We start from the raw sequence: 20,237 nt of genomic DNA, 5'->3' as shown, positions 1-20,237 counted from the left end.
GGGTCGCCACCATCGGCCCGTGGCGATCACGAGCGCGGCGAAGCCGGGCGACGTGGGTCGCCACCATCCGCACTAGTCGATCCCCACGTGGTGAACGGGTTGCACGCCGGTGACCGCGGGGCCCAGGAACCGCGCCGCCAGCTTGGTGAAGGCCTCGGGGTCGCCGGTGGCTTCGAAGACCCGGGTGGCGGGCGGCGCTTCATGCGCGCGCAGCAAGTCGCGCTCGGTGAGCACCCGAAGCACTTCCTTCGCCGTTTCCTCGGCGCTCGACACCAGCGTCACCTGCTCGCCCATCGCCAACTGGATCAACCCGGACAGCAGGGGGTAGTGCGTGCAGCCGAGCACCAGCGTGTCGACCTGTGCGCGTTGCAGCGGCTCGAGGTAACCCTCGGCCAGTCCGAGCACCTGGCGGCCACTGGTCACGCCGCGCTCGACGAAGTCGACGAAGCGCGGACAGGCAACCGCGGTGACCTCGGTGTCGCGGGCGGCGGCGAACGCGTCCTGATAAGCGTGCGAGTTGATGGTCGCCTGCGTGCCGATGACCCCGATGCGGCCGTTGCGCGTGGTGGCGACGGCACGCCGCACCGCCGGCAGGATCACCTCCACGACCGGCACGTCGTAACGCTCGCGCGCGTCGCGCAGGCAGGCCGCCGACGCGGTGTTGCACGCGATCACCAACGCCTTGACCCCGCGCCCGACCAAGTCGTCGCCGATGGCCAACGCGTGCGCGCGGACCTCCGGGATCGTCAGCGGCCCGTACGGCCCGTGGCCGGTGTCGCCGACGTAGACGATGTCCTCGTCGGGCAGCTGATCGATGATCGCCCGCGCGACGGTCAGACCCCCGACTCCGGAGTCGAAGATCCCGACGGGAGCCAACGACGAGCTCATGACTTGGCTCGCGGCGTGGCCGTGCCGGCCCGCCTCTTCTCACGTGCCTTGCGTTCCGGAGCGGACAGCCAATACGCGGCCACGACGCCGGCGATCGCGCCGCAGAGGTGGCCCTGCCAGGACACCCCACCGCACCTGCCGAGCACCGGCATGGCGCCCAGCAACACGCCGCCGTAGGCGAACAACACCACCAGCCCGATCGCGATGTCGACGAACCTGCGCACGAAGATCCCGAACACCAGCAGGAAGGCCAGCCAGCCGAAGATCAGGCCGGAGGCCCCGATGTGATCGGTCGGCCCGCAGGAACTGCCCACGTCGCCGATGAGCCAGGTGCCGAAGCCGCCCAGGATCCACACGATCGCTGTGGCCCAGACGAACCGGCTCAGCCCCGCGAGCGTCATCAGGAATCCCAGCACCAGCAGCGGGACCGTGTTGGCCATCAGATGCTGCCAATTGGCGTGCAAGACCGGCGCGAACACGATCCCCCACAGGCCGTCGGCCTCGAGCGGCCTGATGCCGTTGGCGTCCAGCGAGTGCCGCGTCAACTGGTCGACGAGCTCGATGAGGTAGAGCAACGCGACGAAGGTGAGGATCGTGGCCCCGCCCACCACCCACGCGGGCCGCCCCGCCTGCGCCGGCGGTGTGCCGGGGCGTCGCCTCCGGGTGGTCTTACCCATAGCTGCAGGTTACCGGCGCGGCGGTGGGCACGATCTCATCGGGGGAACGCCCCGGGCAATACGTCGCGGTAGGTCGGTATCCCCGCGACCGAATCGGCGGCGAACACGCCGGCCAGCACGGCGCGGGCCACGCAGTCCGCCGCCGCGGCACCCACCTCGGCCGCCAGCCGCATCTCCGGCGAAAACGAGCCCGGTGTGTCGGGCGGGGGTGGCACCTCGACCGCCCCGGTCGCGAGCGCGAACAGCGTGTCGCCGTCGTACGGCGTGTGCGCCGGGCGGATGGTGTGCGCCAGGCCATCCTGGGCGGCGACGGCAATCCGCCGGCACGCCGCCGCGCTCAGCGCCGCGTCGGTCGCCACCACCCCGATGACGGTATTGAGCGGGTTCTCCAGCGGTCCCGACGCGGTCGGCAATTGAGCGAGGGCCTCCACCTGCTCGGTCGGCGGCGGGCACAGCGCGAACTCCCGGATCAGGTCCGCCATCCACGGCAGGCCGGTGGCCCGGTCGGCGACGTCGCCGGCGGAGTTCGCCACCACCAACGCGCCGACGGTGACCCCGCACGGCAGCATCGTCGAGGCCGTCCCGACGCCGCCCTTGAGGACCCCGGCGCGCGCCCCCACCCCGGCGCCGACGGCCCCGACGTCCGGCGCGGCCTCGCCCCGCGCGGCGGCTTCGCACGCCCGGTAGCCGAACTCGGCCGTCGGGCGGAGCGCCCAGTCACCCACGGGCAGATCGAAGATCACCGCGCCGGGGACGATGGGCACCACCCCGCCATCCATTGCCACCCCGCGTTCCCGTTCCTCGAGCCAGCGCATCACGCCGTCGGCGGCGGCCAGGCCGTAGGCGCTGCCGCCCGTGAGCAACACGGCATCGACGTAACGGACGGTGTTGGCAGGATCCAGCAGGTCGGTCTCCCTGGTGCCGGGCGCGCCGCCGCGGCAATCGACCGCACCCACGGTTCCGGGCGGGGTCAGCACGACGGTGACGCCGCGGGCCCATCCGGCGCCCATGGTCGCGTCGGGGTCGAGCCGGTGATGGTGGCCGACGCGGATGCCGCCGACGTCGGTGATGGCGTTCGCCCGGCGGCCGTCGGGGCTCATCGCGGCCCCATCAGCACCAAGACCAGGTATTCCTGCAACACGGTCAGCCACTGGTAGACGTCGAAGTGCATGGCCAGCGGGTGGTCGTCGGGCAGGCGTTCCGGGCCCTCCGGCCCGACCTCGAGCATCACACCCAGCGTCAGCCGAATGTCGTTGACGGCGGCCACCCAGGCGTTGGCATCGTCCTCGTTCAGGTCGAACCTTCCGCCGTCGTCGGGAACGGTGTTCAACAAGCGTTGCGCGGCAAGGCGTTTGGCGTCGATGATCTCGGGCTCGTGCAGACTGCGCAGCGCGGCGTTGAGGCTGTCGGCCACGTCGGAACCCGCCGAGTCATCGTCGTCGGGGTGGACGAAATCGGGCAACAGCCGGCGCAGCGTCGGATCCCTCGGCGCGTCGCTGTTCCCGGTCTTTATGCCGGTGATCTCTTCGAGTTCGTCTGCGGGCGAGGAAGATTCACGTTCGTCGAGCAACCCGACCATGGCGGTAGCGAGGTTCTTCAGCAGTGCCGCCTCGTGCGCGGCCAATGCGGACCGAAAACGGGGACCGTCCGCGGTCTCGACGCGCTTCCATTTGCGCACAGCTAATCGCCGAAGCCCTCGCAGATCACCGGTCCTGCTGCATGGTCGCCCACAAACCCGCGGCATGCAGCTTGGACACGTCGACTTCCATGGACTCGCGGCTGCCGGCCGACACCACCGCCCTGCCTTCGTTGTGCACCTGCAACATCAGCTTGGTGGCGTGCGGCTCGCTGTAGCCGAACAATTTTTGGAACACGTATGTCACGTAGGTCATCAGGTTGACCGGGTCGTCCCACACGATGGTGACCCAGGGACTCGCCGTGGCGTCTACCGGAGCGGACTCGCGTTGTCCTGTAGTGCCCGGCTTAGTGGGCGCTGACATAACAACCATGCTCTACACGATACCGAGGGAACGGTGAGGTTTCCGAGCCCCCGACTGCAGCCGATACCGTTATGGAATGAATGACCCGGTGGTCACTGGGCTGCTTACCGACAAGTACGAGTTGACGATGCTGGCCGCCGCGCTGCGCGACGGCACCGCCGATCGACCGACGACCTTCGAATTGTTCGCACGCCGGCTCCCCGAGGGCCGCCGCTACGGCGTGGTCTGCGGGACGGGCCGACTGCTCGAAGCGTTGCCGCAGTTCGGCTTCGACGACGAGGCGTGCCAGTCGCTGGCCCAGTTCCTCGACCCAGATACGTTGCGCTACTTGCGCGATTTCCGGTTCGGCGGCGACATCGACGGCTACGCCGAAGGCGAGCTGTACTTCCCCGGCTCCCCCGTGCTGTCGGTGACCGGCACGTTCGCCGAATGTGTCGTACTCGAGACGCTGGCGCTGTCGATCTTCAATCACGACACCGCGGTCGCGTCGGCGGCGGCGCGAATGGTGAGCGCGGCACGGGACCGTCCGCTGATCGAGATGGGATCGCGCAGGACGCACGAGCACGCCGCGGTCGCCGCGGCGCGCGCCGCGTATATCGCCGGCTTCGCCGCGTCGTCCAACCTCGAAGCGCAGCGCCGGTACGGGATCCCGGTGGAGGGCACCTCCGCGCACGCGTTCACCATGCTGCACGCGAGCGGGGAGCCCGCCGAAGTGACCGAGCTGGCCGCCTTCCGCGCCCAGGTGGACGCGCTGGGCGTCGAGACCACGCTGCTGGTGGACACCTACGACGTGACGACCGGCGTGGCCAATGCCGTGGCCGCCGCCGGGGAGGCGCTCGGTGCGGTCCGCATCGACTCCGGTGAGCTGGGGGTGCTGGCGCGGCAGGTGCGCGACCAGCTCGACGGGTTGGGAGCCACCGGCACGCGCATCGTGGTCTCCGGCGACCTCGACGAATTCTCCATCGCCGCCCTCGGCGCCGAGCCGGTCGACAGTTACGGCGTCGGCACGTCGCTGGTGACGGGTTCGGGCGCGCCGACGGCGAACATGGTCTACAAACTGGTCGAGGTGGACGGGATGCCGGTCCAGAAGCGCAGCAGCCGCAAGGAATCCCGCGGTGGGCGCAAGGAGGCGCTGCGCCTGACGCGCGCGTCGGGCACCGTCACCGAGGAGCTGGTCTACCCCGCGGGCCGGCGACCGCCGGTCACCGAACCGTCGCGACCGTTGACGGTCCCGCTCGTGCGCGACGGCGGCGTGGTGGCCAAACCGAGTGTGGCGGCGGCGCGGGAACTGGTAGCTTCCGGGCTGCGCAGTCTGCCGTGGGAGGGTTTGAACCTGTCGCAGGGTGAGCCGGCGATCCCAACCACGCTGATCCCCGCGGGCCGCCGTTAGCACCGCCGAGAAAAAGAGGGTAGCCACGTCCGAAGTGTCCGTGCCCGGGTTGCTGGCCACCGCCGTGGCCGCGCTGGGCGGCAGTGAACGCGGCGGCCAACTCGAGATGGCCAACGCCGTCGCGCAGGCGTTCGCAACCGGTGAGCATCTCGTTGTGCAGGCCGGCACCGGCACCGGCAAATCGCTGGCCTACCTGGTGCCCGCGATCGTGCGCGCCATCGACGACGACTCACCCGTCGTCGTCTCCACGGCCACCATCGCGTTGCAACGGCAGCTGGTCGACCGCGACCTGCCCAGGCTGATCGATTCGATCGCCGACACGCTCCCGCGCCGCCCGCAGTTCGCGCTGCTCAAAGGACGGCGAAACTATCTGTGCCTGAACAAGATTCACAACGGCGGCGCCGAGGCCGATGAAGACGACGGCGGTCGCCCCCAGGAAGAGCTCTTCGATCCCATGGCGGCCACCGCGTTGGGCCGCGACGTCCAACGGCTCACCGCCTGGGCGTCGACGACCGAATCCGGTGACCGCGACGACCTGAAACCCGGTGTGCCGGATCGATCCTGGTCCCAGGTCAGCGTTTCGGCGCGGGAATGCGTCGGCGTGGCGCGCTGCCCGTTTGGCTCGGAGTGCTTCTCCGAACGGGCGCGCGGGCGGGCCGGTGCGGCCGACATAGTGGTCACCAACCACGCCCTGCTCGCTATCGACGCCGTCGCCGAGTCGGCGGTGTTGCCCGAGCACGCGCTGCTGGTGGTGGACGAGGCCCATGAGCTGGTGGACCGGGTGACGTCGGTCGCCACCGGCGAGCTGACGCCCGCCGCCCTGGGCGTGGCGGCCCGACGGATCGCCCGGTTGGTGAATCCGGAACTGACCCAGCGCCTGGAGGCGGCGTCGGCCAACTTCGCCGCCGCCGTCCACGACGGCACCCCGGGCCGCATCGACCGCCTCGACGAGGAGCTCGCGACCTACCTGACGGCCCTGCGGGACGCGGCGAGCGCGGCGCGCTCGGCGATCGACACCACCAGCGACGCGAAGGCCGCCGCGGCCCGGGCCGAAGCGGTGGCGGGACTCAGCGAGATCTCCGACACGGCCTCGCGGGTCCTGACGTCGTTCGCCCCGGCGATCACCGATCGCACCGAGGTGGTATGGCTGGACCACGAGGACACCAGGGGCTCGATGCGCCCGGTGTTGCGGGTGGCGCCGCTGTCGGTCGCGGGCCTGCTGCGCGACCGGGTGTTCTCCCGTTCCACCACGGTGTTGACGTCGGCGACCCTGACCATCGGCGGCTCCTTCGACGCGATGGCGGCGGCCTGGGGCCTGACCGCCCCCGGCGCCGGGCAGGAGCCCAAGGATGTCCGCTGGCGCGGCGTCGACGTCGGCTCCCCCTTCCAGCACGCCAAGGCCGGAATCCTCTACGTGGCCGCCCACCTGCCCCCACCCGGCCGGGACGGCACCGGCTCGGCCGAGCAGCTGACGGAGATCGCCGAGCTGATCACCGCGGCGGGCGGGCGGACCCTCGGGCTGTTCTCGTCGATGCGGGCCGCGCGGGCCGCGGCGGAGGCCATGCGCGAGCGGTTGTCGACGCCGGTGCTGTGCCAGGGCGACGACAGCACCTCCGCGCTGGTCGAGCAGTTCAGCGCCGACCCGCAAACCTCGCTGTTCGGCACCCTGTCGCTGTGGCAGGGCGTTGACGTGCCCGGCCCCTCCCTGTCCCTGGTGCTCATCGATCGCATCCCGTTCCCGCGACCGGACGACCCGCTGCTGGGCGCGCGGCAACGCTCGGTGGCCGCGCGCGGCGGCAACGGCTTCATGGCCGTCGCCGCCAGCCACGCCGCGTTGCTGTTGGCGCAGGGCTCGGGCCGGCTGTTGCGCCGCGTCACCGACCGCGGAGTGGTCGCGGTGCTGGACTCGCGGATGGTGACCGCCGGCTACGGCGGCTACCTGAGCGCCTCGCTGCCGCCCTTCTGGCAGACCACCAACGCGGCGCAGGTTCGCGCCGCACTCGAGCGGCTGCGCGCCGCGTCGGAGGTGCCGCCCGCCGAGGTCAGCGGGCCAGGGTGACCAGGCCCAGTTCGGTGCCGGAAGCCAGCAGCGGGTGACGGGGCAGCACGCGCACCGTGTACCCCACCGGCCCCGCCAGCGGTAACGACAGGGTCGTCGAGAACACCTGGTTGCCGCCTTCGGCGGTGCCGGTGTAGGACATCTCGACGGTGACGGGGTCCAGCAGCGCGTCGCTGGCGTCCACCCGCCCCACCACCGCTTGGACCGTGACCTCGTCGGGCGCGAGCCCGTCCAGCGCCACGGTGGCGGTCAGGGTGAGCTTGGAGCCGAGCACCGGGGTGTCCGGCAGGCCGGTGCTGTCGACATCGGTGATGGTGATGGTGGGCCATGCCTGCTCGGCGCGCCGGCGATAGGCGGCCACCTCGCGCGCCGCGCCGAACTGGCCGCCGTCCGCACCGTCCTCGGCGGGCCCGGCGATCCTGCGCAGCGACTGCGCCGCGTGGATGTAGTACTGCTGCACGTAATCGCGCACCATGCGCGAAGCCAGCACCTTCGGGCCGAGCGTCTGCAAGGTGTGCCGCACCATCTCGATCCACCGTGGCGGCACCCCGTGTTCGTCACGTTCGTAGAACTTGGGTGCCACCGCGAGCTCCAGCAGGTCGTAGAGCGCGCTGGCCTCCAGGTCGTCGCGGCGGACCTCGTCGGTCACGCCGTCGGCCGACGGTATCTCCCAACCGTTTTCGCCGTCGTACCATTCGTCCCACCAGCCGTCGCGGATGGACAGGTTCAGCCCGCCGTTGAGCGCACTCTTCATGCCGGAGGTGCCGCAGGCCTCCAGGGGCCGCAGCGGGTTGTTGAGCCAGACGTCGCAACCCCAGTACAAGAGGCGCGCCATGGACATGTCGTAGTCGGGCAGGAACGCGATGCGGTGGCGCACCTCCGGCCTGTCGGCGAAGCGCACGACCTGTTGGATCAGCGCTTTGCCGCCGTCGTCGGCCGGATGGGATTTCCCGGCGACGATCAGCTGAATCGGCCGGTCCTCGTCGAGCAGCAGACGCTCGAGCCGCTCCGGGTCGCGCAGCATCAGCGTCAGCCGCTTGTAGGTGGGGACCCGGCGGGCGAACCCGATGGTGAGCACGTTGGGATCGAATGCCGTTGCGATCCAGCTCAATTCGGCGTCAGACGCGCCGCGTTCGAGCCAGGACTTGCGCAACCGGCGCCGGACGTCGTCGACCAACAGCGAGCGCAGCTGCGAGCGGATCCACCAGAGATGGCCCGCATCAACCTGGTTCAGTCGCAGCCAGACGCCGGGATCGCCGAAGGAGTCCGACCCGGCGAGCTCGCGCCCCAACTGCAGCCACTGCGGCGCCGCCCAGGTGCGCGCGTGAACTCCGTTGGTGATCGATCCGATCGGCACCTCGTCCGCGTCGAACCCGGACCACAACTCGTTGAACATGGCCCGGCTCACCTCGCCGTGCAGCAGCGAGACGCCGTTGGCCCGCTGCGCGAGCCGCAGCCCCATGTGCGCCATGTTGAATTTGGTCGGGTCGTCCTCGGCGCCGAGCGCCAGGATGCGGGCGGTCGGCACGCCCGGCAACAGCGCGGACGCACTCTTGCCACCGGCCTTCTCGGTCTTCTTCCCGGCGTCGTCCCCGAGGTGCCCGTCGAAGTAGAGCCGCACCATGTCGATCGGGAACCGGTCGATACCGGCGGGCACCGGAGTGTGGGTGGTGAACACGGTGCTGGATCGCACGACGGCCAGCGCGGTGTCGAAGTCCAGTCCGGGATCGGTCATCAACTCACGGATGCGTTCGGCTCCGAGGAACCCCGCGTGCCCCTCGTTCATGTGGAACACCTCGGGCGCGGCCAGCCCTGCGATCGCGGTGAACGCACGGATCGCCCGCACTCCGCCGATGCCGGCCAACAGCTCCTGGCGCATCCGGTGTTCCTGGTCACCGCCGTACAGCCGGTCGGTGATGTTGCGCAGGTCGTGCTCGTTCTCGGGGACGTCGGAGTCGAGCAGCAGCAGCGGGACCCGGCCCACCTGGGCGACCCAGATTCGCGCGTGCAGCTGGGCGGAGTCGGGAAGCGTCAGCTCGACGAGGACGGGGTCGCCTGCGGCATCGGTGAGGAGCCGCAGCGGCAGGCCCTGCGGGTCCAGCGACGGGTACATCTCGTTTTGCCAGCCGTCCGCGGTCAGCGACTGACGGAAATACCCGGACCGGTAGTACAGCCCCACCGCCACCAGCGGCACCCCGAGATCGGAGGCCGACTTCAGGTGGTCCCCGGCGAGGATGCCCAAACCACCCGAGTAGTTCGGCAGCACCTCTGCGACGCCGAACTCCATCGAGAAATAGGCGATGGCCGCGGGCATCGCCTGCCCGTCGGCCTGCTGCTGCTGGTACCACAGCGGACGGCTCAGGTAGTCGTTCAGGTCGGCGGCCAACTGATCGAGCCGCCCGAGGAACGCCTCGTCGAGCGCCAACTCGTCGAGTCGCGCCGGGTTCACCGCGCCCAGCAACGCCACCGGATCGGAGCCGCACCGCTCCCAGAGCTCCGCGTCGACGGTCGCGAACAGCTCCTGGGTCGGCTTGTCCCACGACCATCGCAAGTTGGTCGAAAGCTGGTCCAACGCGGCCAGCCGTTCGGGAAGGTGAGCACGGACGGTAAAGCGGCGGAGGGCTTTCACGCGTCCTTACCTTACTGAGGATTTCGCCCCGTGCACGGCGGCGGTGGAGACCGCTTTTCCCGCCAAGGGTGTGACCGGACACTAGGGTGGGTATCGGTTAGTTATTGGGGCCGCAACGGTGCTTCCCCGCGGAGGAAGTTCCCCACGACAGGAAGTTTCGCCAGACGAGAGGCATGCCGCGACCGAGCACGCCGCGGTTTGTCCGCACACAATCGGAACCAGCCGGCGACGATGCAGTCCGCGCGGAGCGGGCCGAGGAGGAACCGGCGAAATCGGAACCAGTCGGTGACGATGCGGTCCGCGAAGCGGGCCGAGGAGGAACCGGCAAATCGGATGGAGTGTTGTGCCTGGTCGTGTCGAGATCGATAACGTCCAACCCGTCGTCTCCTGCGGCGCGTATCCCGCCAAGGCCGTGGTCGGTGAGGCCATCCCGGTCAGCGCGGCGGTGTGGCGGGAAGGCCACGAGGCCGTCGCGGCGACTCTGGTCGTGCGCTATCTCGGGCCGCGCTATCCGCAGGTGACGGAAACCCGCCGGATCAAGGCGGTTCAGGCGCCCGCGAGGCCCGCCGCCGAGGTCGACGGAGGCGTGGACCAGCAACGGGTCAAGCCGCTGCTGCTGCCGATGACGGTGGGCGTCGAGCCCTACGTCTTCCACGGGCAATTCACACCCGACCGCGTCGGCCTGTGGACCTTCCGGGTGGACGGCTGGGGCGACCCCATCGAGTCCTGGCGGCACGGGCTCGTGGCCAAGCTCGAGGCGGGGCAAGGCGAGACCGAGCTGTCCAACGACCTCTTGGTCGGCGCCGCGCTGTTGGAGCGCGCCGCGACGGGCGTGCCGCGCGCGCGGCGCGATCCGCTGCTGGCGGCCGCCGCCGCGTTGCGGAACCCGGGCGACCCGGTCACCCGCACCGCGTTGGCCCTGGCGCCGGAAATCAACGAAATCCTGGCCGAGTATCCGTTGCGCGACCTGGTCACCCGCGGCGACCAATTCGGGGTTTGGGTCGACCGGCCGCTGGCCCGCTTCGGCTCGTGGTACGAGATGTTCCCCCGCTCGACCGGAGGGTGGGACGCCGACGGCAAACCCGTGCACGGCACGTTCGCCACGGCGGCCGCCCAGCTTCCCCGCATCGCGGCAATGGGATTCGATGTCGTGTACCTGCCGCCGATCCACCCGATCGGCAAGATACATCGCAAGGGCCGCAACAACTCTCCGACCGCGGCGCCCGGAGATGTGGGTTCCCCGTGGGCCATCGGCAGCGACGAGGGCGGCCACGACGCCATCCACCCGCAGCTCGGGACCATCGAGGACTTCGACGCCTTCGTCGCCGCGGCGCGCGAGCTGGGCATGGAGGTGGCGCTCGACCTGGCGCTGCAATGCGCGCCGGACCACCCGTGGGCGCGGGAGCACCGCGAGTGGTTCACCGAGCTGCCCGACGGGACGATCGCCTACGCGGAGAACCCGCCGAAGAAATACCAGGACATCTATCCGCTGAACTTCGACAATGATCCGGCGGGCCTCTACGACGAGGTGCTGCGCGTCGTGCGGCACTGGATGGACCACGGCGTCAAGTTCTTTCGGGTCGACAACCCGCACACCAAGCCGCCGAACTTTTGGGCGTGGTTGATCGCGCAGGCCAAGGGAATCGACCCCGACGTGCTCTTCCTGTCCGAGGCCTTCACGCCGCCGGCCAGGCAGTACGGGCTGGCCAAGCTCGGGTTCACCCAGTCCTACAGCTACTTCACCTGGCGCACCGCCAAGCAGGAGCTCACCGAATTCGGCGCGGCCATCGCCGCCGCAGCCGACTTCAGGCGGCCCAACCTGTTCGTGAACACCCCCGACATCTTGCACGCGATCCTGCAGCACAACGGCCCGGGCATGTTCGCCATCCGCGCGGTGCTGGCGGCAACCATGGGCCCGGCGTGGGGCGTGTACTCGGGCTACGAGCTCTTCGAGCACCGCGCCGTGCGTGAGGGCAGCGAGGAGTACCTGGACTCGGAGAAGTACGAACTGCGGCCCCGCGACTTCGCCGGCGCGCTGGCCGAGGGCCGGTCGCTCGAGCCGTTCATCGCGCGCCTCAACGAGATTCGCCGTCTGCATCCCGCGCTGCAGCAGTTGCGCACCATCCACTTCCACGCGGTGGACAACGACGCGATGTTGGCCTACAGCAAGTTCGACCCGGCGACCGGCGACTGCGTGTTGGTGGTGGTGACGCTCAACGCGTTCGGCGCCGAGGAGGCCACCCTGTTTTTGGATATGGCGGCATTGGGTATGGAACCCTACGAGCGATTTTGGGTGCGCGACGAAATCACGGGGCAGGAATTCCAGTGGGGGCAAGCCAATTACGTTCGTATCGACCCGGCGCGGGCGGTCGCGCATGTGATCAACATGCCACTGATACCGCTCGAGTCACGAACGACGCTGCTCCGTAGGCCACCGAACGGACCGGAGGGATTGTGACATGAGCCGAGCCGACCAACTCGCCAGGACTCACCTGGCGCCCGATCCTGCCGACATGTCGCGCCTGCTGGCCGGCACGCATTACAACCCGCACGGCATCTTGGGGGCCCACGAGTACGCCGACCACACCGTCATCCGGGCGTTCCGCCCGCACGCGGTGGAGGTGGTCGCCCTCGTCGGCGAGGAGCGCTACCCGCTGCAGCACATCGAATCCGGCCTGTTCGCCACGGCGTTGCCGTTCGTCAACTTGATCGACTACCGGCTGCAGGTGAAATACGAGGGATCCGACCCGTACACGGTCGCCGACGCCTACCGCTTTCTGCCCACCCTGGGTGAGGTCGACCTCTTCCTGTTCGGCGAGGGCCGTCACGAGCGGCTCTGGGAAGTCCTTGGCGCGCACCCCCGCTCGTTCACCACCGCCGACGGCGTCGTCCACGGGGTGTCGTTCGCGGTGTGGGCGCCCAACGCCAAGGGCGTCAGCCTGATCGGTGAGTTCAACGGCTGGACGGGCAGCGACGCCCCCATGCGGTCGCTGGGGTCCTCGGGGGTGTGGGAGCTGTTCTGGCCCGACTTCCCCACCAACGGGCTGTACAAGTTCCGCGTGCACGGCGCCGACGGCGTGGTGACCGAGCGGGCCGATCCCATGGCCTTCGCCACCGAGGTGCCGCCGCACACCGCCTCCCGCGTGACGCGCAGCGAATACAAGTGGCAGGACGCCGAGTGGATGGAACGGCGCGCCCAACGCAATCCGGTCTTCGAGCCGATGAGCACCTACGAGGTTCACCTGGGTTCCTGGCGCCCGGGGCTCAACTACCGGCAGCTCGCCGAGGAGTTGACCAATTACGTGGTGGAGCACGGGTTCACGCACGTGGAGCTGTTGCCGGTCGCCGAGCATCCCTTCGCCGGATCGTGGGGCTACCAGGTCACGTCGTACTACGCGCCGACATCGCGCTTCGGCACGCCCGACGAATTCCGGGCGCTGATGGACGCGCTGCACCGCGCCGGCATCGGCGTCATCGTGGACTGGGTGCCGGCACACTTCCCCAAAGACGCCTGGGCGCTGGGGCGGTTCGACGGCACCCCGCTCTACGAGCACTCCGACCCCAAGCGTGGCGAGCAGCTGGACTGGGGCACTTACGTCTTCGACTTCGGCCGCAACGAGGTGCGCAACTTCCTGGTGGCCAACGCGTTGTACTGGCTCGAGGAATACCATGTCGACGGGCTGCGGGTGGACGCCGTCGCCTCCATGCTCTACCTGGATTACTCGCGCCCCGAGGGCGGCTGGACGCCGAACATCTATGGCGGCCGGGAGAACCTGGAGGCCGTGCAGTTCCTGCAGGAGATGAACGCCACGGTGCACAAGTCCGCCCCGGGCATCGTCACCGTCGCCGAGGAGTCGACGTCGTGGCCCGGCGTCACCCGGCCGACAAACCTTGGCGGACTTGGCTTCTCGATGAAGTGGAACATGGGCTGGATGCACGACACGCTCGACTACATCAGCCGCGACCCGATCTACCGCAGCTTCCACCATCACGAGATGACCTTCTCGATGCTCTACGCGTTCAGCGAGAACTACGTGCTGCCGATCAGCCACGACGAGGTGGTGCACGGCAAGGGCACCTTGTGGGGCCGGATGCCGGGCAACAACCACGTCAAGGCCGCCGGGCTGCGCAGCCTGCTGGCCTATCAGTGGGCGCACCCCGGCAAGCAATTGCTGTTCATGGGCCAGGAATTTGGCCAGCGCGCCGAATGGTCCGAGGAACGCGGTCTGGACTGGTGGCAGCTCGACGAGCAGGGCTTCTCGAACGGAGTCCTGCGTCTCGTGCGCGACATCAACGCGATCTACCGCGGTCGCCCGGCGCTGTGGAGCCAGGACACCATCCCCGACGGATACTCCTGGATCGACGCCAACGACTCGGCCAACAACGTGTTGAGCTTTTTGCGGTACGGCAGCGACGGCTCGGTCATGGCGTGCGTGTTCAACTTCGCGGGCAGCGAGCACAGCGGCTACCGGCTCGGCCTGCCGTCCGCGGGCCGCTGGCGCGAGGTGCTCAACACCGATGCCACCGACTACAACGGCACCGGCATCGGCAACATGGGCGGCGTCGACGCCACCGAGGACCCGTGGCATGGCCGGCCGGCCTCCGCGGTGCTGGTGCTGCCGCCCAACTCGGCCCTGTGGCTGGAGCCCGAGTAGGCCCGCCACGCGAGCAGACGCAAAATCGCGCTGGAACGCGAGGACGGGTGCGATTTTGCGTCTGCTCGCCGACCAAGAACCTCAGTAGAGCGCGTTGGCGAGGTTGCGCCGGCCGGCGACGACCTCGGGGTCGGCCGGATCGAAGAGTTCGAAGAGCTCGATCAGCCGCGTGCGCACCCGCGTGCGCTCGTCCCCGGACGTGCTGCGCACCAAGGCAATCAGGCGCTCGAACGCCGCACCGACGTCCTGGTTGAGGATTTGCACGTCGGCGGCGGCGAAGGCGGCGTCGATGTCGTCCGGTGCCGCGTCAGCGGCGGCGAGGGCGTCCGGTGAATGGGCGGTCGCGCGGGTCAGGAAGTCGATCTGCCGGATGGCGCCCTTGGCTTCGGCACTGCCCGGATCGCCGTCCAGTATCGCTTGATACGCCGCCCGGGCGGCGTCGAAGTTGCCGGCCTCCAGCTGCTCACGGGCCGCGGCGAGCTCCGGGTCGACCTCGGCGGGTTCCCCGGAATTGTTTGGGCCCCTGAGTTTCCCGGCGGTGGCCGAGAGCAGTGAGTCGATCCAGCCGCGCAACTGCTCGGGCGGCTGCATGCCCTGGAAACTCGAGATCGGCTGCCCCGCGGCCAAAGCCACGACGGTCGGCACCGCATCGACACCGAAGATCTGGGCCACCCGGGGCGCCACGTCGACGTTGACCGTCGCCAGCGACCACTTGCCGTTGTCCTCGGCGGCCAGGCCGGACAGGATGTCGACGAGCTGGACACACGCGTCGCTGCGCGGTGACCACAGCAGCACCACGACCGGCACTTCCTCGGACCGCAGCAGCACTTCGCTCTCGAAGTTGGCCTCGGTGATCGCGGAAACGCCACCGTCGGCGGCCGGTGTCGCGCCGCCGCCGGTGCCGCCGGCGGGCTGCTGCTGGGCCCGCTGCTTGAGGCCGGACAAGTCGACCGCACCAGCCAGCGCGGGGCCAATCGAGGGTCGCGGACGGGTCACGCCGTCAAGTTTGTCATGCGCGTCGGGGACCTATCCACCCGGTGGCGAGGGGCGCTCCGCACCGCCTCGGCGGCGCAGAAGCGCCTCGTACGGGCCCGCCGCGTCAATATATGACGAAGATCACAAAAATTCCCGAACGCGTCACCCCAGCAACGCCGGAGGGGCGTCCGCGGCCGCTACTTCGCCCGGGCCGCTACTTCGCCCGCAGGATCAACGCATCGCCCTGGCCGCCCGCCCCGCACAGGGCCGCCACACCGTAGCCGGAGCCGCGCCGGGCCAATTCCAGGGCGGCATGCAGCGTGATCCGCGCGCCCGACATGCCGATCGGATGCCCGACCGCGATCGCCCCGCCGTTGACGTTGACGATGTCGGGATCCAGGCCGAGTTCCCGGGTCGAGGCGAGCGCCACCGCCGAGAAGGCCTCGTTGATCTCCACGACGTCGAGCTGGTCGACGGAGATCCCCTCGCGGCTGAGCGCCTTCTTGATCGCGTTGGCCGGCTGCGACTGCAGGGTGGAGTCCGGACCGGCGACGACGCCGTGCGCGCCGATCTCGACCAGCCAGTCCAACCCCAGCTCCTCCGCCTTGGCCTTGTTCATCACCACCACGGCCGCGGCCCCGTCGGAGATCTGCGACGCCGAACCGGCGGTGATGGTGCCGTCCTTGCGGAAGGCCGGTTTGAGGCCGGCCAGGGACTCGGCGGTGGTGTTGGCGCGGATGCCCTCGTCCTCGGTGAACTGCAACGGATCACCCTTGCGCTGAGGGATGTTGACCGGCACGACCTCGTCGGCGAAGACGCCGTCCTTCCACGCGGCGGCGGCCTTCTGATGCGATCGCGCAGCGAACTCGTCCTGCTCCTGGCGGGTGAATTTGTCGACGTCGTTGCGCTGCTCGGTCAGCGCGCCCATCGGCTGGTCGGTGAACACGTCGTGCAGGCCGTCGTAGGCCATGTGGTCCAGGATCGTGACGTCGCCGTATTTGTAGCCCGCCCGGCTGTCCATCAGCAAATGCGGCGCCTTGGTCATGGACTCCTGCCCGCCGGCCACCACCACGTCGAACTCGCCGGCGCGAATGAGCTGGTCAGCGAGCGCGATGGCGTCGATGCCGGATAGGCACATCTTGTTGATCGTCAGCGCGGGGACGTCCCAGCCGATGCCGGCCGCTACGGCCGCCTGCCGTGCGGGCATCTGGCCGGCCCCGGCCGTCAGGACCTGGCCCATGATCACGTACTCGACCGCAGAGGCGGGCACGTGGGCCTTCTCCAGCGCGCCGGCGATCGCGATGGCGCCCAGGTCGCTGGCCGAGAAATCCTTCAGCGAACCCATCAGCTTGCCGATCGGCGTGCGCGCTCCAGCAACGATCACCGACGTCGTCATGACTATCTCCTCAGGCCTGTTGAGGCGCCCCTGGACGGCCCATTCGGCCTCCCCGAGAAGCGCAATCTTTGCCGCCAGGTTACCTTTATGTGATGACGACCGATCAAGTTGACGCCCGTCAGGTCCTGGCCTCCGCGCTGGTGACGGCGATCGATCACGTCGGCATCGCTGTCGCCGACCTGGACGCGGCAATCGCCTGGTACCACGACCACCTCGGCATGGTCGTGATGCACGAGGAAGTCAACGAGGACCAGGGAATCCGCGAAGCCATGCTGGCCGTGCGCGGCGCCCCGGCCGGCACCGCCCAGATTCAGCTGATGGCCCCGATCGACGACTCCTCGACCATCGCCAAGTTCCTCGACAAGCGCGGGCCGGGCATCCAGCAGATGGCGGTTCGGGTGAGCGACCTGGACCGCGTGATCGAGCACCTGCGCTCTCAGGGCATCCGTCTCATCTACGACGCCCCCCGCCGCGGCACGGCAAACTCGCGGATCAACTTCATCCACCCCAAGGATGCCGGCGGCGTCCTCATCGAGCTGGTCGAGCCGGCCGCCTAAAACGGCGATCACGACCACCTTCTGGTCGGGCCGCGCGTGCCGCGGTGGCTCCAGCACGGGACATGCCAGTGCCGCCGATCGTCCGCTCCCCCCAGTGTCGAATCGGTCGGCCACACCACCAGATGTGCGGTGCCCGAGCGTATTTCGTGGTCGCAACCGGGACAGCGGTAGGTCTTGACCGCGCGGGCCGCAGCGACGGCGCGCACCTCGTACTCGTGGCCGTCGGGCCCCACCTCGACGCGGCGCAGGACCGGTGGCGGCGACAACGGCCGCTGCCGGCGTGGCGGTGTGCGGCGCCGAGCCATACCGCCAGCGTAGCCGGGCCCCTCAGAACAGCCGGTATTCGTCGCTATCCATCCCCCGCATCTTGTCGTAATCCAATGTGATGCAACGAATCCCGCGGTCGACGGCCAGGGTGCGCGCTTGCGGCTTGATCTGCTGGGCCGCGAACACTCCCCGCACCGGCGCCAGCACGCTGTCGCGATTGAGCAGCTCGAGGTAGCGGGTGAGCTGTTCGACGCCGTCGATCTCGCCGCGCCGCTTGATCTCCACCGCGACGGAACCGCCCTGCTCGTCACGGCAGAGCAGGTCGACGGGCCCGATGGCGGTCATGTATTCGCGGCGAACCAGCGTGTAGCCCTCGCCAAGCAGTTGCACGTGCTCGGCGAGCAACGCCTGCAGGTGGGCCTCGACGCCGTCCTTGACCAAGCCGGGGTCGACGCCCAGATCGTGGCTGGAGTCGTGCTCGACCTCCTCGACGGTGATCCGCAGCTGCTCGCCGGCCTTGTTCTGCACGACCCAGACGGGCGCTTGGTCGCCGGTCTCCTCGGTCAGCCAGCAGGGCGGGCTCATCCAGTTCAGCGGCTTGTAGGCGCGGTCGTCGGCGTGCACGCTGACCGATCCGTCGGCCTTGAACAGCAGTAACCTGCGGGCCGACGGAAGATGCGCGGTGAGCCGGCCAACGTAGTCGACGGTGCACTGGGCGATCACTAGACGCACCCGACTCACCTTAGAGCGTGGCCGACAAATTAGGCTGACGCCACCATGTCGGCCAACCAGAGCCTGGCGAAACGCATCGGACGGGTGCTCGAGACGGTCACCCGTCAGAGCGGCCGGCTACCGGAGACCCCGGCGTACGGCTCCCTGTTGTTGGGGCGGGTCACCGAGAGCCAGCAACGTCGTCGCATCCGCATCCAGGTCATCCTGACGGTGCTGGTCTTGGGCGCCAACCTGATCGGCATCGTCGTCGCGCTGCTCCTGGTCACCGTCGCCATTCCGCAGCCCAGCGTGTTCGACGACGCGCCGTGGTGGATCACCTTCGCGGCGTCACCGGCCTACATCGCGCTGGCGCTCGCGGTGGGCACGTACTGGATCACCCGCCGGACCGTCCTCGCGCTGCGCTGGGCGATCGAGGAAAGGGCGCCGACCGAGGAAGACGAGCGCAACACCTTCCTGGCCCCCTGGCGGATCGCCCGCTTCGACCTCATCCTGTGGGGCGTCGGAGCGGTCGTGCTGACGACGCTCTACGGCCTGGTCAACACGCTGTTCATCCCGCGCTTCCTGATCGCGGTGGGCATCTGCGGCATCCTGGTCGCCACCGGCAGTTACCTGCTCGCCGAGTTCGCCCTGCGCCCGGCGGCCGCGCAGGCACTCGAAGCCGGACCACCACCGCGGCGATTCGCCTCCGGCATCATGGGCCGGACCATGGTGGTGTGGTTCCTCGGCTCGGGCCTGCCCGTTCTCGGCATCGCCTTCCTGGCGGGCTTCCAGGCCCTGATGCGCAACCTGACCGAAACCCAGTTCGCGGTCGGCGTCCTGATGGTGTCGATTGCCACGGTGACCTTCGGGTGCCTGTTGATGTGGATCCTGGCCTGGCTCACCGCGACTCCGGTGCGTGTGGTCCGTGCGGCGCTCCGCCGCGTCGAGCGGGGTGATCTGCGCGGCGACCTGGTGGTCTTCGACGGCACCGAACTCGGCGAGCTGCAACGCGGTTTCAACGCGATGGTCGACGGGCTGCGCGAGCGCGAACGCGTTCGCGACCTCTTCGGCCGGCACGTCGGCCGTGAGGTCGCCCTGGCCGCGGAGCGGGAAAAACCGAAACTGGGCGGCGAAGAGCGCCACGTCGCGGTCGTGTTCATCGACATCGTCGGGTCCACCAAGCTGGTGACCAGCCGGCCCGCGGCCGAGATCGTGCAGCTGCTCAACCGGTTTTTCGCGATCGTCGTCGAAGAGGTGGATCGACACTGCGGGCTGGTCAACAAGTTCGAGGGTGATGCGACGCTGGCGGTGTTCGGGGCCCCGAATCGTCTGGATCGCCCGGAAGAGCAGGCGCTGGCCGCCGCGCGCAGTATCGCCGGGCGGTTGGACAGCGAGATCGCGGAGTGCCAGGCCGGCATCGGCGTGGCGGCGGGGCAAGTGGTCGCCGGGAACGTCGGCGCCAGGGAACGCTTCGAATACACGGTGATCGGCGGGCCGGTCAACGAGGCCTCCCGGCTGTGCGAGCTCGCCAAGTCGCACCCGGGGCGATTGCTCGCGACGGCCGACGCCCTGGAGGGTGCGAGCGACACCGAGCGCGCCCGTTGGTCTTTGGGCGACACCGTGACCCTGCGCGGGCACGAACGTCCCACCCGGCTGGCCTCGCCCGCCGAGCCCGTCGACGCGTCGGCCCGGCGCGATTGATTTCGGAGCCGAGTGGGTAAGGGGACTAGGACATCGCCCCTCGAGAGATTGGTGTTGACATGACCGGTAGTGCAACTGCCCGCCGTGTTTCGGTCGCCGCGGGCATCGCCGCGGCGATCGCCCTGAGTTCGTTGACCGCGGGCTGCGGCTCGAGCAACGACAACAAGAACCCCACGACTTCGACCGTCACCACGACGGTCACGACGCCGGCCAGTGTCACCACCACGGCGCCCGCGGCCACGACGCCCGGAGCCCCGGGCGGCGGCGGTCCCCAGACCGGGCCCGGTGGCGCCACGACCGCCGGACCGGGTGGTTCCGGCGCCGGTGCCGGC

General features: G+C 69.5%; 16 protein-coding genes and 1 pseudogene. 7 read left to right on the top strand and 10 right to left on the bottom strand.

All coding sequences use genetic code 11. The annotated features are described in order from the left end of the window. Positions 1-72: 72 nt before the first annotated feature. Genes murI through clpS form a run of 5 tightly spaced genes read right to left on the bottom strand, consistent with a single transcriptional unit; the run spans position 73 to position 3,574 of the window. Entirely contained in the window at positions 73-888 is an 816-nt protein-coding gene (gene murI / locus HMPREF0591_RS14320; RefSeq protein ID WP_007169297.1) for a glutamate racemase, read from the bottom strand. Then, entirely contained in the window at positions 885-1,565 is a 681-nt protein-coding gene (locus HMPREF0591_RS14315; protein ID WP_007169296.1) for a rhomboid family intramembrane serine protease, read from the bottom strand. The genes murI and HMPREF0591_RS14315 overlap by 4 nt, the downstream gene beginning before the upstream one ends. Positions 1,566-1,600: 35 nt before the next feature. Continuing rightward, on the bottom strand, positions 1,601-2,665 hold the full coding sequence (locus HMPREF0591_RS14310) for a P1 family peptidase (protein ID WP_007169295.1): 1,065 nt from the start codon (positions 2,663-2,665) through the stop codon (positions 1,601-1,603). Further along, positions 2,662-3,243: an oxidative stress transcriptional regulator AosR gene (gene aosR / locus HMPREF0591_RS14305; protein ID WP_007169294.1), complete on the bottom strand. Its 582-nt coding sequence runs from the start codon at positions 3,241-3,243 to the stop codon at positions 2,662-2,664. Before aosR ends, HMPREF0591_RS14310 begins: the two co-directional genes overlap by 4 nt. A 25-nt stretch (positions 3,244-3,268) precedes the next feature. Then, positions 3,269-3,574: an ATP-dependent Clp protease adapter ClpS gene (gene clpS / locus HMPREF0591_RS14300; RefSeq protein ID WP_007169293.1), complete on the bottom strand. Its 306-nt coding sequence runs from the start codon at positions 3,572-3,574 to the stop codon at positions 3,269-3,271. Between the two features lie 67 nt (positions 3,575-3,641). Between clpS and HMPREF0591_RS14295 the strand changes: the two genes are divergently transcribed. Together HMPREF0591_RS14295 and HMPREF0591_RS14290 are read left to right on the top strand one after the other, a co-directional pair. Then, on the top strand, positions 3,642-4,955 hold the full coding sequence (locus HMPREF0591_RS14295; RefSeq protein ID WP_007169292.1) for a nicotinate phosphoribosyltransferase: 1,314 nt from the start codon (positions 3,642-3,644) through the stop codon (positions 4,953-4,955). Positions 4,956-4,989: 34 nt separating this feature from the next. Then, positions 4,990-7,014, top strand: a complete 2,025-nt coding sequence (locus tag HMPREF0591_RS14290) for an ATP-dependent DNA helicase (RefSeq protein ID WP_007169291.1) — start codon at positions 4,990-4,992, stop codon at positions 7,012-7,014. Here HMPREF0591_RS14290 and glgP read toward each other — a convergent pair. Continuing rightward, entirely contained in the window at positions 6,998-9,643 is a 2,646-nt protein-coding gene (gene glgP, locus HMPREF0591_RS14285) for an alpha-glucan family phosphorylase (RefSeq protein ID WP_007169290.1), read from the bottom strand. The two genes, HMPREF0591_RS14290 and glgP, sit on opposite strands and share 17 nt — an antisense overlap. Before the next feature lie 343 nt (positions 9,644-9,986). On the opposite strand from glgP, the gene HMPREF0591_RS14280 reads away from it, so the two are divergent. Next, positions 9,987-12,101: an alpha-1,4-glucan--maltose-1-phosphate maltosyltransferase gene (locus HMPREF0591_RS14280; RefSeq protein ID WP_007169288.1), complete on the top strand. Its 2,115-nt coding sequence runs from the start codon at positions 9,987-9,989 to the stop codon at positions 12,099-12,101. A gap of 1 nt (position 12,102) precedes the next feature. Then, complete coding sequence (gene glgB / locus HMPREF0591_RS14275; RefSeq protein ID WP_007169287.1) at positions 12,103-14,298, top strand: 1,4-alpha-glucan branching protein GlgB; 2,196 nt, start codon at positions 12,103-12,105, stop codon at positions 14,296-14,298. Positions 14,299-14,379: 81 nt separating this feature from the next. Here the strand turns inward: glgB and HMPREF0591_RS14270 are convergent, their stop codons facing one another. After that, entirely contained in the window at positions 14,380-15,294 is a 915-nt protein-coding gene (locus HMPREF0591_RS14270) for a tetratricopeptide repeat protein (RefSeq protein ID WP_040622544.1), read from the bottom strand. Between the two features lie 193 nt (positions 15,295-15,487). After that, on the bottom strand, positions 15,488-16,669 hold the full coding sequence (locus tag HMPREF0591_RS14265; RefSeq protein WP_007169285.1) for an acetyl-CoA C-acetyltransferase: 1,182 nt from the start codon (positions 16,667-16,669) through the stop codon (positions 15,488-15,490). Between the two features lie 89 nt (positions 16,670-16,758). Between HMPREF0591_RS14265 and mce the strand changes: the two genes are divergently transcribed. Further along, positions 16,759-17,226, top strand: a complete 468-nt coding sequence (mce, locus tag HMPREF0591_RS14260) for a methylmalonyl-CoA epimerase (RefSeq protein WP_007169284.1) — start codon at positions 16,759-16,761, stop codon at positions 17,224-17,226. 8 nt (positions 17,227-17,234) lie between these two features. Here the strand turns inward: mce and HMPREF0591_RS14255 are convergent, their stop codons facing one another. Continuing rightward, positions 17,235-17,531 (bottom strand): hypothetical protein, encoded by a 297-nt coding sequence (locus tag HMPREF0591_RS14255; RefSeq protein ID WP_040622539.1) that lies wholly within the window; start codon positions 17,529-17,531, stop codon positions 17,235-17,237. 22 nt (positions 17,532-17,553) lie between these two features. After that, positions 17,554-18,225: an endonuclease NucS gene (nucS, locus tag HMPREF0591_RS14250; protein ID WP_040622538.1), complete on the bottom strand. Its 672-nt coding sequence runs from the start codon at positions 18,223-18,225 to the stop codon at positions 17,554-17,556. Positions 18,226-18,270: 45 nt separating this feature from the next. Here nucS and HMPREF0591_RS14245 point away from each other — a divergent pair, with 45 nt between their 5' ends. Next, complete coding sequence (locus HMPREF0591_RS14245; protein ID WP_007169281.1) at positions 18,271-19,905, top strand: adenylate/guanylate cyclase domain-containing protein; 1,635 nt, start codon at positions 18,271-18,273, stop codon at positions 19,903-19,905. Between the two features lie 59 nt (positions 19,906-19,964). Continuing rightward, positions 19,965-20,237: pseudogene (locus HMPREF0591_RS33455) on the top strand (hypothetical protein); the annotation flags it as partial.

Source organism: Mycobacterium parascrofulaceum ATCC BAA-614 (genome assembly GCF_000164135.1).
Lineage (GTDB): Bacteria > Actinomycetota > Actinomycetes > Mycobacteriales > Mycobacteriaceae > Mycobacterium > Mycobacterium parascrofulaceum.
This window is presented reverse-complemented; position numbering and strand designations above follow the sequence as displayed.